Below are 13,523 nucleotides of genomic sequence, written 5' to 3'. Positions count from 1 at the left end.
CTAATATTTTCCCGATAGATTTTTCTATTTACTCTTCTCTAGCTACCATGCTAGCTGCAAAAAAATAGCTAGAATGCAGCTAGGATAAGTATTATAGCGATCTATCTTTGGTAGCAATACCCTTATTTACTAGGATCTTATTTTAATAACAGCTTTACCAATTCTTTACAATGAGCCATACTCCTTAATAAAATCAACATATTTTGGAGGGCTTGGTTGTTAACAATTCTTAACTATGGCGATCCTTTTTGGTCAATAACAACTTATTATAATTAAGTCTGATATTATTATAGTTATACGTAAGTATTATTTCCTTAACTCTTCAACTCTTCTAGCTGCTTCTATCCTCCCCTTGATCTTGAGGTTAATTACTGGCTAGTTACCGTGAATTTGTCTGCTTTTGTAAGCTGGTCTTCATCTTGGAGTTAATTACTGGATAATTAGCGTAAGTTTATTTGCATCCGCAAGCGTTACCCAACAACAAAATACCCCCACCTAAAAAGGTGAGGGTATTTAACTTAATGGAACTGGGCAGAATCGAACTGCCGTCCAAAGCGGGTATTAGCTTCCCGATCGCTCACAGGTTTAGCCTATCTGATCCTCTAGGCGGGAACTATCCATTGTCCCGGATTGTGGGATGCTCCGGTATGTTCTTTCCAAATTAGCCTACCAGAGGAAACTAATTAGGGCATCCGTTGGGGTTTTGTCTGTAATCCTTAACGGAGTCAAACTACAGACGCTCGAACCGTGTTATGGGTTATTAAGCAGCTACAGTAGCGGCTTTACGAGCAAAAGGTACAATGTTGTTTGCACTTATTGTTTGTTGAGCCCGGTATTTCCGAGAGAAGACTCACTCTCGACCTGCATCACGGAGTAGCGTTCGCCACCCTGTCGAAACCATTACAGCCCCTTGTTTGCATATATCTATATTAAACAATTCTAAGTGGGCTGTCAAGTCGGCTAGGGAAGAGGGGCTAGGGGCTAGGGGCTAGGGAAGAAAGGGGCTAGGGGCTAGGGGCTAGGGGCTAGGGAAGAGGTAAAATCGAGATTACTTCTTCATTTTCGTCTTAAAAAGTTTAATTTCTAATTACTAACTTCTAGCTCCCTCTTCCCCTTCTTCCCTAGTCCCCTCTGCCCCTCTCTTCCCCTAGTCCCTAGCCCCTAGCCCCTAGCCCCCCTCTTTTCCTCTCTTCCCCTAGCCCCTAGCCCCTAGTCCCTAGCCCCTAGCCCCTCTTTTCCCCCAGTCCTACTTACTTCAAATGCAGAAACTTATCCAATGCAGCCACAACCGCAGGCGGCCAGCGGCGAATGGTTGCTACCCAATTTAGGTCTTTATAACGACTATCGAGCCCAACAGCGGCCACCCAATTACTCTCAGCTTCTCCATGCTGTCCCGTTTCCCAAAGGGCCGCAGTTAATGCTGCTCGCATATCGGCAAATTTTGGGTATCTGCGGACTAAATTTTTCATTGTGGTGATAGCTTCAGCAGTTTCGCCAGTTTGGTAAAGAGTGAGGGCGTAATTAGCACGGGCAAAGGCGTATTCGGGAGCTAAGTCAGCAGCTTTGCGGTAGTCTGCGATCGCAAGATCCCACTCTCCTAAACCCGCTTCTGCATTCCCTCGGTTATTGTAAGCGGCTGGATCTTCAGGGTCTAATTCTAGTACACGATTATAAGATGCGATCGCCTCTGACCACCGCCCCAAACCCTCCAAAGCCGTGCCTCGATTTAAATAAGGATCGGGAGCGTCAGGAGCCAATTCGCTCGCTTTCTCATAGTCTAAAAGCGCCTCCTCTAGCTTATTTTGACTTACTCTAGAATTGCCGCGATTGCTCCAAGCTGGGGCAATTTCTGGGAACTTCTCAACAATCTGCGTCCAGAAACTCTCAGCCTTAATAAAATCGCCCTTATTCGTAGCAGCAAAAGCTTTCTGCACCAGTTCGCCTAATTCTTCCTGGGGATTAGCAGCTTCTGGTGTTGAAGAAAGCGCGATCGCGTGAGTTAAATTACCCAACCAAGTGATTGCGATCACTAAAGTAACAGTCAAAGATGTCAAAATTAAGCGAATCATAGCGATTTCAGCAGTTCAATTTTACTTAACTCAATTATTAACTTAAATTCTCTATAATGAAGATTTTTTTCTAATTCAAACTCCGCTAAACTATAGTCAGCATTTACTATCGGCAATCAGGGGGTGGGATCGCGCTACTGCTATCAAGACTCCCAGCCACCTTTCCGTCCTCTACAATCTCGCTGGGCACTCCAGATTTTTTTCTAACTCTAAGAGCCTGGTGACAGATTGAGAAGCCTCGCAAGTATAGCCCGCCGCGCACGCAGGCGTAACTTAAAAAAATCATGAACAGTAATTTAACTTCTGTCAAGCAATTAGCTTACAGAACTGTATTTATCTATGCCTTTTTCAGTAGCCTGTGGATTTTGCTTTCCGACACGGTACTAGGTAGTCTGACCCAGACCTCTGGATTTTTCACTAATATACAAACCCTTAAAGGGTGGGTATTTGTCCTAGTTACCAGTGGTTTAATCTATGCTCTAATTCGCCGAAATTTCCACTCCCTCCAAGAAAGCTACAACCTCTTAGAGGCAATCATTGAAGGTACGACAGATGCAATCTTTGTTAAAGACATTGAAGGGCGCTACCTGATGGTTAACTCCACAACTGCTCAGCTCTTAGGAAGACCAAAATCGGAAATTTTAGGCAAAGACGATCGGAATTTTTTCTCTCTAGAAACTGCTAGCCAATACCAAGAAAATGACCGCGCAATTTTCGCGAGTGGGGAGACTCAAACTATCGAAGAATTTGGGATAATCAATAATATCAAGCGAGTTTACATTGCCACAAAATACCTCTGCCGCGACAAGAGCGGCAAGACCATTGGCTTAATTGGCATCTCGCGAGATATCACTGAGATCAAACAGGCAACAGAAGTATTGCAAAAAACAAAAGAAAAATTGCAAGCTGTAGTTTCTGCTGCGCCACTGGCAATTTTTGTAACAGATCGCCAGAATTATGTAAAAATGTGGAACCCAGCGGCAGAGAAAATTTTGGGCTGGCGGGAAACGGAAGTTTTAAACAGTCCTCTTCCGATTATTCCACCCCAGAAACAGGAGGAATGTGAGGTTGTGCGCGATCGCGTCTTCCAAGGTGACTCCTTGGTGAATTTAGAAGCTAAAGCAGTGAAGCGCAACGGCAGCGAGATCGATATTTCTCTTTCCCTAGCGCCTTTATATGACATTGACGGTCAGATCAACAGCATTCTATCAGTCATTGCTGACATCAGCGATCGCAAACGTGCAGAAGAAGAGCGCGATCGCTTAATCGAGGAACTTCGACAACAAACCGAAGATTTGACAGCCCTTAACATTGTCACTGGCAACAGCATCAGCACCTTGAGACTAGAAGAACTGCTGAACGTGCTCTTAGAAAGAATTGTAACAGTAATGAAGGCTGACAGAGCGGCCATCCTGTTAATAGGAGAAGAGGAAGCAGCTACTACACTATCTGTACGCGCCAGCATTGGAGTTGAGACCGGAATCAGCGCTAGCACAATCCCCATTGGAGAAGGCTTTCCCGGCATCATCGCCGCCACTAGAAAACCGCTGTATGTAGAAGATGCCCAGACTGACGGGCGGGTATGCAACGAGTATATTCAAGATTGCGGAATTCGTACCATGCTAGGCTTACCCCTGAAGCGCTACGACACTTTAGTAGGCGTTCTCCATGTAGATTGGTGTAGCATTCATCCCTACAGCGATCGCGAACTACATTTATTAGAAATTACCGCCGAACGCTGTGCAATGGCAATACTTAACGCCCAGCTATATCAACAAACCAAAGAATTACAAGAACGCCTCCAGTTACAAATTGAACGAATGCCAATTGGATATATTTTCACCGATCCAGAATCCCGAATTCAAGAGTGGAATCCTGCCGCCGAACAAATATTTGGCTTTAGCAAAGAAGAAGTTTTAGGCAGACATTACGACATAATCGTTCCCCCAGAAGTTCGTAGCGAGATCGGAGATATTTTCCAGCAGCTATTTCACAGCGAACATACGAAGCAAAATGTTAATGAAAACCTCACTAAAACAGGTGAAATTATCACCTGTGACTGGCAAAATACAACGATAAAAAAAGAAGACGGCGCGGTAATTGGAGTATTGTCAATGGTACAAAACATTACCTTACAACAGCGGGCAGAAAAGCAGTTGTGGAAGTATGCTTTTTACGACCAAATTACTGATTTGCCCAATCAGACTTTTTTTATAGCTTGGCTCAAACAGTTTGCCGTGCGATCTCTCTGTGAGGAAACAACTTTATTCGCCGTACTTTACCTTGACCTCAGCCGCTTTCAGCTTGTAAAATATAGCATGGGGCAGAAAGTGGCGAACGAACTGCTAATGGCTGTAGCAGAAAGACTGCAAACTTGTCGCCCTAAAAATGATGAGTTCGAGCAGCTTCCTAAAATTAATAGCATTGCTCATGTCGGGCCAGACGAGTTTGCGATCTTATTGGAAAATATTCAGGAAGAAAGCGATGCGATCGCGATCGCCGAACACATCCAGCAGCAATTAAGCGCACCCTTCAAATTAGATGGCTGCGAATTATTCACAGACTCCAGCATCGGCATTGTCTTGAGTTCTATTAATTATCAGCAACCAGAACAACTTTTGCAAGCTGCCGAAACTGCGATGAACCAAGCCAAAGGGTTAGGAAAAAGCCGCTATGCCGTTTTTAATACATCAATGCAAGAACGAGCTGTCAGACCTTTACATTTAGATGCCGATTTACGACGAGCTTTAGAAAATAGAGAATTTCAAGTTTATTATCAGCCTATTTTGTCCCTGGTTAACCATCAAATCATCGGTTTTGAAGCTTTAGTTCGTTGGCTGCATCCAGAGAGGGGTTTAGTTTCGCCTGCGGAGTTCATTCCCCTAGCAGAAGAAAGTAGTTTAATTATACCACTAGGCGCGTGGGTTCTCTGCGAAGCAACAAGTCAAATTATGGCATGGCAGCAAAAATTCCCTACTAATCCTCCTTTATCGATCAGTGTCAATGTTTCGGCAGTGCAATTGGTTCAATCCTGCTTTATAGAGCGAATCGATCGCTTGCTAAAAGAGACAGGAATTAACCCTTTGAGCTTGAAATTAGAGATTACAGAAACAGCAGTTATGGAAAATGCTAAATCGGTAACAAATATTCTGGAATACCTGAAAGATCGGGGAATTCACTTGAGTATAGACGACTTCGGCACGGGATATTCATCTCTTTCATATCTGCATACATTTCCTTTTGACACTTTGAAAATCGATCGTGCCTTTGTTAGCCGCATGAGCATAGATCCTAAGAATTTAGAAATTATCCGCACTATCATCATATTAGCTCACAATTTAGGCATGGATTTGGTAGCAGAAGGAATAGAAACAAGAGAGCAGTTAAATCAATTGCAACAGCTACAATGCGAACATGGACAAGGCTATTTATTCTCGCGACCAGTAGATAGGGAAGCCGCCGAAAGATTGCTGGAAATGCAACTCAGTTCTGGAGGGTCAAATTCTTAGGTATACTTTAATTACATGATTTTATTTACAATCGGTTTTTACCGTGTTTGTAACTGGCGATCGCTTGATTTAACTGATTTATAACTTACGCAGGGAGTCCTAGAAACCGGGTTTTTGAGAGCATCTGTGGGTCACAACGAAGTATTTTCGTCAAAAAACCCGGTTTCTGTGGTTGCGTGCGTGAGTCCTGGGATTGTTCGCGAGACGGGGGAGGTTTGCCACTCTTCCCTTTCCACTAGAGTATGTACTTCCCAACTGGTAGAAGTATCGGGATAATCGCTACGATAATGTCCCCCACGACTTTCAGTCCGAAATAGTGAACTTTTGAGGATGAGATAGCCAATATCTAATAAATTCATGGTTTCGGCTGCTAGCTTTAATTGTTGTTCCGCTGTAACTAACTCAAATTCGATATTGTTGCTGGGAGATAAATTGAGGATATATTTACTAATTTCTAGATTTGCCAATTGAGAACGCCAAGCACTAACTTGAGCGATCGCCTCTGTTAGCAGAGACTGCGATCGACAAATCCCCGCACTATGCCACATCAGGGCCGGTAACTTTTCTCTTACTAACTCTAATACCTCTATTTCCTGACTCCAGTCTCCCACCTCGACTGTCCAAGATTTGACCTCACTACTAGCGATCGCTTCCACTTCCAACTTGTGCAATTGTGCTGCAAAGACTATACATTCGAGTAAAGAATTACTCGCCAAACGATTTGCGCCATGCACCCCTGTACTGGCAGTCTCGCCGATCGCATATAATCCCTTAATCGAAGTAGAAGTCATCAAATCTACCGCCACCCCTCCCATCCAATAATGCGCCGCAGGTGCTACAGGTATGGGTTGCTGGAAAATATCAATCCCCCACTGCTGACATTTTTGGATAATATTCGGAAAGCGATGGCGAATTTGTGCCGGTGCGATCGCTCGTAAGTCTAAATAAACATTAGCTCCAGCCGGATCGGACGCAGTTTTTTCTAAATGGTTAAAAATCGCCCGACTCACTACATCTCGTGGTGCTAACTCTCCCTGGGGATGGTAGTCAAAAGCAAAACGCTTTCCATCACCATCTACCAAATGCGCCCCCTCTCCTCGTACTGCTTCGCTAATCAGAAAGTGAGGTGCGCCCGGTTGACTTAAAGCAGTGGGATGAAATTGCACGAACTCTAAATCCCGCATTACCGCTCCCGCCCGCCAAGCTAGGGCGACACCATCTCCGGTACTGACTGACGGATTCGTAGTTTTGGCAAAAATTTGCCCTCCGCCACCGGTGGCTAAAACCACTGCATTTGCCCTAAGCCACAGGATTTGATTTTGGTATAGCAGACTAATACCCTGACAACAATCAGTTTCAGGATGTCGCCACAAACTCAAGGCTAGGGCTTGGGGTAATACCTGGATATTGGGCTGTTCTGATACTTTGGCGGTGAGGATATCAACGATCGCTCGTCCGGTGGTATCTTGGGAATGCAAGACGCGAGAGCGAGAGTGAGCTGCTTCTAGAGTTGTTGCTAGTTTGTTTTCTTTGCGATCAAAGGCTACACCAAGTTTTAATAAAGAAGCGATCGCTTCTGGAGCATTTTCTACGAGAAATTCTACGGCTGCGCGATCGCACAAACCCGCTCCCGCGTGTAAAGTATCTTCCAGATGTAGTTGTGGGGAATCATCATCTGCGATCGCGGCGGCGATTCCTCCTTGTGCCCATTTACTCGAACCGGTTCTCAGTTTGTCTTTAGTAACTAAGCCTACACGATAACGTTCTGGCAAACACAGACTAGCATAAAGTCCGGCTGCTCCCGATCCGACTACAATAACGTCAAAGTGTGATGGAATATTTAAGGATGACGAGTTAGGTGAGTTCAATATTTTCTCCAAATCTAAAAGAATTTTGTGGTTGATTTCCAGATATTCAACTCGTAGTATATTAGGTTATGGAAAAATTTACTTGTTCTTAAGCTTTGTCAGAATTATCAATCTAGGTTGCAGCTTGGGTGTTATAGCAGGAGGCAGGAGGAAGAAGGCAGGAGGCAGGAGGAAAATGCAATACTAGAAATGGTTTGGGGGATTGAGAATGTCCTAACAGTTGTGGCGGTTGCTATAATACTTTTTAAACCTGCGATCGCTCACGCGATAATTCTAAATTTTCTTAATTTGAACAATTTTTAGAGATAGCAAAGTATGAAATCAAAAAAGATCGAGCAGCTAGCTACAAATTGAGACTTTCAATCGATCGAACTAAATTTTATTTTCACTATTTAGTTCCAGAAGCTAGGCGCGTCTTCTCTCTTTTAAATAATTCTTTCTTTTAAATAATCTATAAAATGAAGTTGACACTCAATTTTAATTCAGGAATAAACCTTTAGTTCGCTACAAAATAGCTTAGGACTGATACCAAATCCGGCTTTACTACCCCTTTATTGTCATTGCGAGTTGCGAGGCGGTAAATCCTACAGAATTTACCGCCTCGCAAGCTGCGATCGGATGCAAGCTGAGCAAAGAAGCGCGATCGCCCTTTGCATCTGTCGCCTTTGCAAATGTGGGCAACAGATGACAAAGATTAAGCGATCGCCATTAATAACTAATTTGCAAAGTCACCGACGCTTCCACCTGCTGTTCCCCTCCGACTACGGGAGTCGCAGCCTCCTTATCGTTGCTTACGGCCGCAAAACGAGGCTGAAATATTGGTGGTGGGGGACTCGCACCATTCACCTGAACGCTGACAACCTCACCTCGCTTGAGGTTCAGCGCCCCCAAAACCGCATCCGCTTGAATTTGAGCATCTTGAGTCGCTTCGCGTAGCGCTTGCTGCTGGGCCGATGCGATCGCGCTTTCCGCCGCTACAAAACTCACGCCATCAATTCGCGTCGCCCCCGCCTTCACCGCATCATCCAACAAAGTCCCCGCAGATTCAGTATTGATGCGGAAACTAACAGTATTAGTCGCAACATATCCGATCAACTTTTGCTTATTATTCTCATAGTTGTACATAGGACTGAGCGTAATCCCAGTAGTTTCCAATTTGTCTACATTACGCGATCGCAACAGCGACACCACCGCCGCCGATCGCTTCGCCGCTTCCTGCTGCACCTCCGCCGCCGTTTGTCCCTGCACCTCAACTCCCAAACGCACTTGAGTTAAAGTAGTAGGAATTGCTTCCATACCCCTACCAGTCACCGTTAGCGTTCTCAGGCGTTGCTCCTGCGCCATTGCGGGGTCTAAACCAGTAAAACCGATCAAACTCAGAGTTAAACATAAAGCTGTCAACAGACTCCGGGGTTTAATTTGGTAGGTGGATGCGCTAATTCGATTCATAAACCTTATTTTCCTCACATAGAACAGATGGCATACTCTTACTGTGCCATCGCAACTCGCAGAGATCCGGTTGGTTACACTTTTCGCAACTTATAGCTTTCTCCCCTTCTGGCTTCTACCTCTGCTTTCTGCGATCGCCCAGACTTCCCCTGAGTCTATCTCTACAACAGACCCATTTTGGGAAAAAAGTATTTTTCATGAAAGTGTAGTGTTTTTTTGCCTACACTGTCTTATATTAATAAAAATCAGGATTTACCCACTCACTACCATTTTCTGTCATTAGGAATCAAGCATCGCGCAGTCGCAAGGGTAGGAAGCCAGCCCAAAGCAATGCCAAATTTTGATTATTCGTGAGTAATGCTTAAGTCCTGTAAATTTGACTTCTAGCTCAGAGGTGATTGAATGACTTGGTTTTTTGTTACTCCTTTGGTAATTGCTCTCGCAGTGACTTTTATTTTTAAGAATTGCGCTAACGAAGCCGCCTATCTTGCCGGAACAATTGTCACGATCAGCTTAATTATAAGTTTGTTTTTAGCTCCTTGGCAAATCAAGGCATTACTTTTAATCTTCGTAATTTTAGCTAGTAGAAAGCTCTTGCAGTCAATTCATCCTGTTGATGATGAAGAGAAGAAAATTAACCTCACTTATCGCGGTGCTAACTATGAAGCTTTCCCTCCCTCAGTTGAAGTCTGCGATGGAGAAATTACAGGCAAATATCGCGGTCAAATTTGGAGAACGCCGAAGCTAAAAAATACTACTGTGGTGACAGCAGGGATGAAATATCGAGGTGCTCCTGTTAAGTCAGAACAAGCCATCGTGCCTGCGGTGGAAAAAGATATGAATCTTGAATGATTAATTTTGACGAGTTAGCAAGTGCGATTACTGATAGGATTATTGTACCGCTCGGAATGTAGCTGGTACTCAAGATAATTCTCCCACAGATTTTAGCCGAGTGTTGATAAAAAGCATCCGCAGAAATAGCTCAGAGTCAGCCTCAAAATGGGGTAGCTGCGGGTGTAGTTGTCCCTCTTGGGTTCCGGTTAGGAATTGTGGCAGCGATTTTGGTTGGAGGCTTGCTTAAGCAAAAACTATCTGTCAAATGATAAAATAGTTAAAAGTTGCAAAAATAGTGGTACAAAACTATGTCAGAAGTCAGCCATTCACCAACAGAACAGATAGCAACACATCCTCTAGAAAATGTGTTTGAGAAATTAAAATATCTAGTGGAAAGTATGGAATTAGAACTTGAAGTTGCACCACACGACTACAAGGCGCATCAAGATTTATTGCGAAGAACTATTAAAGCTGCTGAGAGCGGTCTTCAGATACCAGATGAAGCTTGGCCTGATAGTGAAAAAAATATTTCCAGGGAACCAAAAGAGCTAACTAAGGAAGACTTGGAATTTCTAGAGAGCACTACTGACTGGCCAATAGAAGTAGAAATAGGCCAAGAGATTGACGATGAAGCTTTAGATAATTGGTTGAGACAACGTGGCTACAAAATCTAATTACTTGGTCAAGATTAACCCCCTGGTAAATACGCAAGACTTACCAAATTTACCAGAACAGCTACAGGAAGAATTTTCAGTCTATCAGCTTGTTTTGGCTAAGAATCCCTATCAGCCTCGCGGCGTACCAAGTCACGATCTAGACGGTAGACTGAATGGCTACCGCACTTTAGATATAAATTGGGATGGAATTGCCTATCGGCTGGTTTATCGGATATATGAATCTCCAACTCCTAAACGGGTGTTTATTATTAGTTTTGAGGAACACGATCCTGCTTACGATAAAGCTAAAGAGCGCACTGGTAGAGCTAGGTAAAAAGGGGAAAACGGCACGATTAGTGAGCAATTAACAACTATCTATCAGGGCAGGGAGTGTACAATTTATGCAGAAAATGGTAGCCTAGTCTATAGACATTATTTCTGTCTCTTGCAACAACGCCCTGGGGCCCGCACTCACATCGCCATGACACCAACTACTGATTTTCTCAGCCAACTCAACCCCTCACAGCGCCAATCCGTCGAGCATTTTTGCGGCCCATTATTAGTAGTAGCAGGCGCAGGTTCCGGCAAAACGCGGGCTCTAACCTATCGAGTTGCTAATTTAATTCGCACCCATCGAGTCGATCCTGATAATATCCTCGCCGTAACTTTTACGAACAAAGCGGCGCGGGAAATGAAAGAGAGAATAGAGAAATTGTTTGCAACTGGGCAAGCTGAGGCGAAATATGGTAAACCATTAGAAGCATTAGCACCTGATGAACAGGCAAGACTGCGATCGGGGGTTTATAGAAATTATATCAAACCTCTGTGGGTAGGTACATTTCACAGTCTTTGTGCTCGGATTCTCCGCTACGACATCGAGAAATTTCAAGACGAAAAAGGTCGTCGCTGGCGGAAAAATTTCTCCATTATCGATGAATCTGATGCTCAAAGTCTGGTGAAAGATATCGTCACCCGACAGCTAAATCTGGACGACAAAAAATTTGAACCCCGTAATGTTCGCTACGCAATTAGCAATGCTAAAAACCAAGGCTTATCTCCCAGAGAAGTCGAATTAGAACAACCGAATTATCGGGGAAAAGTAATCGCTGATGCCTACAATCTTTATCAAGATGCTCTCGCTGCTAACAACGGACTAGACTTCGATGATTTAATTCGCGTACCCGTACAATTGTTCAGTCAAAACGAGTCAGTATTGGGTTACTGGCATCAAAAATTTAGCCATATTTTAGTAGACGAATACCAAGATACCAACCGCGTCCAGTATGACTTAATTCGCCTGTTAGCCACAAATAACGAAGATCCCCAAACATTTACAAACTGGGAAAGACGCTCTATTTTTGTAGTGGGTGATGTCGATCAAGCGATTTATTCTTTCCGCATGGCAGACTTCAAAATTCTGCTCGATTTTCAGAAAGACTTCGGCGACGGTTTGGCGGACGATGATACCCGGACAATGGTAAAATTAGAGGAGAATTATCGCTCCAGAGACAACATTTTACACGCTGCTAATGCCCTAATTGAAAACAACACCGAACGCATCGATAAAGTATTGCGGCCAACTCGCGGGGAGGGAGAACCAATTTGTGTAGAGCGCGCGGATGATGAAATTCAAGAGGCAGAATTTGTCACCAATGAAATTACAGGACTGGTGCGGAAGAATCCCGAATTAAAATGGGGAGATTTTGCTATATTATACCGCACAAATGCCCAATCGCGCAACTTTGAAGAGTGTCTAGTGCGGTGGAGTATACCTTACAATTTAGTTGGCGGCTTGAAGTTTTATGACCGCAAAGAAGTTAAAGATGTATTAGCCTATTTAAGATTAATTGTTAATCCTGCGGATACTGTCAGCCTGTTACGAATTATCAACACACCTCGGCGTGGTATTGGCAAAGCTACGACAGATAGGTTAGTACAAGCTGCTCAGCAATTGAATATTCCGCTGTGGGATATTCTAGTTGATGAAGAATCTGTTAACACTTTAGCAGGGCGGACTGCTAAGCCGATTATTGAATTTATGCGGACGATCCGAAAGTGGCAAGAGGAAGTGGCAAATACCTCTGCTTCTGAGGTTGTCCAAGGTATTTTAGAAGAATCTGGTTACATTGATGAGTTAAAAAAACAAGGTACTGATGAAGCAGAAGATCGCATAGAAAACATCAAAGAACTATACAATGCAGTACAGCAATTTGAAGAAGAAAATGCCGAAGAAGCTAAACTAGAAAATTTCTTGGCGAGTGCTGCTTTGAGTTCGGATATGGATAGCATGAAAGAGGAAGAATCGCGGGTTTCTTTGATGACTCTCCACGCTGCGAAAGGGTTAGAATTTCCAGTAGTGTTTTTAGTGGGAATGGAACAGGGATTGTTACCACATTTTCGCAGTTTAGACGATCCTATTGCTTTGGAGGAGGAACGCCGCCTTTGTTATGTTGGGATTACTCGCGCTCAGGAAAGGTTGTTCATTACTTATACCATAGAGCGCCGCACTTGGGGAAATAAGCAGTTAGCTATTCCTTCGATATTTTTAGGAGAATTACCGAGGGAGTTTTTGAGCGGAAATACCGTTAAGAAAAAGACAGCTAAAACACCTGTTTCGCAATCGCCATCTAATAAGTTGAAAGGCAAAACTGGGAATACAAAGTTAATGGATTGGAAGGTAGGAGATCGCGTTGTTCATTCATCTTTTGGACTGGGACAAGTTACCTATATTTTAGGAACTGGCGATAAATTTACTTTGGCGATTAGGTTTTCTGGATCGGGTCAAAAAATCCTCGATCCGAGAACTGCACCGCTGCAAAAAGTGAATTAATCCCAATTCTCCAAAGAAAGTTATGCAACAGTAGAGGCAGGAGGCAGAAGGCAGGAGGCAGAAGTTAGGAGGCTCTTGTAATAAAAATTCTCCAAAAAAGTTATGCAGCAGTTGTGGAAGTTCACTCAACAATGCAGAGGGTCTCAAGAATTTGGAGAATTGGTATAAAATTGTTAATAGTCAATAAGATGAGGTCTGCAAAGTCACTGAAACAGTGTTGCAGTTCTAACAAGCTCTTAAAACTTTATGAAGCTAACATCACAAGCAATTGGAGAGACACAACAATCCACAAAAAAGACGGTGAAAGT

9 protein-coding genes and 1 other RNA gene are annotated in these 13,523 nt (G+C 43.6%); 5 read left to right on the top strand and 5 right to left on the bottom strand.

Annotation, left to right across the window (positions count from 1 at the left end; genetic code table 11):
- Positions 1–519: 519 nt before the first annotated feature.
- Both ssrA and OSCIL6407_RS0109190 read right to left on the bottom strand, forming a co-directional pair.
- Positions 520–910, bottom strand: a transfer-messenger RNA (tmRNA) gene (gene ssrA, locus OSCIL6407_RS32450).
- 340 nt (positions 911–1,250) lie between these two features.
- Positions 1,251–2,069, bottom strand: a complete 819-nt coding sequence (locus tag OSCIL6407_RS0109190; RefSeq protein ID WP_007353055.1) for a tetratricopeptide repeat protein — start codon at positions 2,067–2,069, stop codon at positions 1,251–1,253.
- A gap of 284 nt (positions 2,070–2,353) precedes the next feature.
- Here OSCIL6407_RS0109190 and OSCIL6407_RS0109180 point away from each other — a divergent pair, with 284 nt between their 5' ends.
- Complete coding sequence (locus OSCIL6407_RS0109180; RefSeq protein ID WP_007353054.1) at positions 2,354–5,578, top strand: EAL domain-containing protein; 3,225 nt, start codon at positions 2,354–2,356, stop codon at positions 5,576–5,578.
- A gap of 131 nt (positions 5,579–5,709) precedes the next feature.
- Here OSCIL6407_RS0109180 and nadB read toward each other — a convergent pair whose 3' ends face one another.
- From nadB to OSCIL6407_RS0109165, 3 genes are all read right to left on the bottom strand, one after another.
- Entirely contained in the window at positions 5,710–7,446 is a 1,737-nt protein-coding gene (gene nadB / locus OSCIL6407_RS30475; protein ID WP_007353053.1) for an L-aspartate oxidase, read from the bottom strand.
- Between the two features lie 543 nt (positions 7,447–7,989).
- The gene (locus OSCIL6407_RS37005) at positions 7,990–8,127 is read right to left on the bottom strand and encodes a hypothetical protein (protein WP_157135536.1); all 138 of its coding nucleotides are present in this window, start codon (positions 8,125–8,127) and stop codon (positions 7,990–7,992) included.
- 27 nt (positions 8,128–8,154) lie between these two features.
- A complete protein-coding gene (locus OSCIL6407_RS0109165) occupies positions 8,155–8,895 on the bottom strand; it encodes an SIMPL domain-containing protein (protein WP_007353051.1) in 741 nt (246 codons plus the stop codon).
- Between the two features lie 402 nt (positions 8,896–9,297).
- Between OSCIL6407_RS0109165 and OSCIL6407_RS0109160 the strand changes: the two genes are divergently transcribed.
- The 4 genes from OSCIL6407_RS0109160 to pcrA all read left to right on the top strand — a co-directional run bounded on the left by OSCIL6407_RS0109160 (position 9,298) and on the right by pcrA (position 13,215).
- On the top strand, positions 9,298–9,747 hold the full coding sequence (locus tag OSCIL6407_RS0109160) for a DUF4278 domain-containing protein (protein WP_007353050.1): 450 nt from the start codon (positions 9,298–9,300) through the stop codon (positions 9,745–9,747).
- 290 nt (positions 9,748–10,037) lie between these two features.
- Complete coding sequence (locus tag OSCIL6407_RS0109155) at positions 10,038–10,403, top strand: hypothetical protein (protein WP_007353049.1); 366 nt, start codon at positions 10,038–10,040, stop codon at positions 10,401–10,403.
- Positions 10,387–10,719 carry a hypothetical protein gene (locus OSCIL6407_RS0109150; protein ID WP_007353048.1) on the top strand — a complete coding sequence of 111 codons (333 nt, stop codon included), beginning with the start codon at positions 10,387–10,389 and terminating at the stop codon, positions 10,717–10,719. The genes OSCIL6407_RS0109155 and OSCIL6407_RS0109150 overlap by 17 nt, the downstream gene beginning before the upstream one ends.
- Positions 10,720–10,866: 147 nt before the next feature.
- Positions 10,867–13,215, top strand: a complete 2,349-nt coding sequence (gene pcrA, locus OSCIL6407_RS0109145) for a DNA helicase PcrA (protein ID WP_019487142.1) — start codon at positions 10,867–10,869, stop codon at positions 13,213–13,215.
- Positions 13,216–13,523 lie beyond the last annotated feature (308 nt).

Origin of the sequence: Kamptonema formosum PCC 6407 (genome assembly GCF_000332155.1) — a bacterium.
GTDB lineage: Bacteria > Cyanobacteriota > Cyanobacteriia > Cyanobacteriales > Microcoleaceae > Kamptonema > Kamptonema formosum.
The sequence above is the reverse complement of the archived record's forward strand: the minus strand, read 5'-3'. Positions and strand labels throughout refer to the sequence as shown.

What these genes read in the sequence shown, in the direction of transcription:
- pcrA (WP_019487142.1), top strand. Translation starts at nt 10,867, where the DNA reads ATGACACCAACTACTGATTTTCTCAGCCAACTCAACCCCTCACAGCGC.
- OSCIL6407_RS0109165 (WP_007353051.1), bottom strand. Translation starts at nt 8,895, where the DNA reads ATGAATCGAATTAGCGCATCCACCTACCAAATTAAACCCCGGAGTCTG.
- OSCIL6407_RS0109155 (WP_007353049.1), top strand. Translation starts at nt 10,038, where the DNA reads ATGTCAGAAGTCAGCCATTCACCAACAGAACAGATAGCAACACATCCT.
- OSCIL6407_RS0109160 (WP_007353050.1), top strand. Translation starts at nt 9,298, where the DNA reads ATGACTTGGTTTTTTGTTACTCCTTTGGTAATTGCTCTCGCAGTGACT.
- OSCIL6407_RS0109180 (WP_007353054.1), top strand. Translation starts at nt 2,354, where the DNA reads ATGAACAGTAATTTAACTTCTGTCAAGCAATTAGCTTACAGAACTGTA.
- OSCIL6407_RS0109190 (WP_007353055.1), bottom strand. Translation starts at nt 2,069, where the DNA reads ATGATTCGCTTAATTTTGACATCTTTGACTGTTACTTTAGTGATCGCA.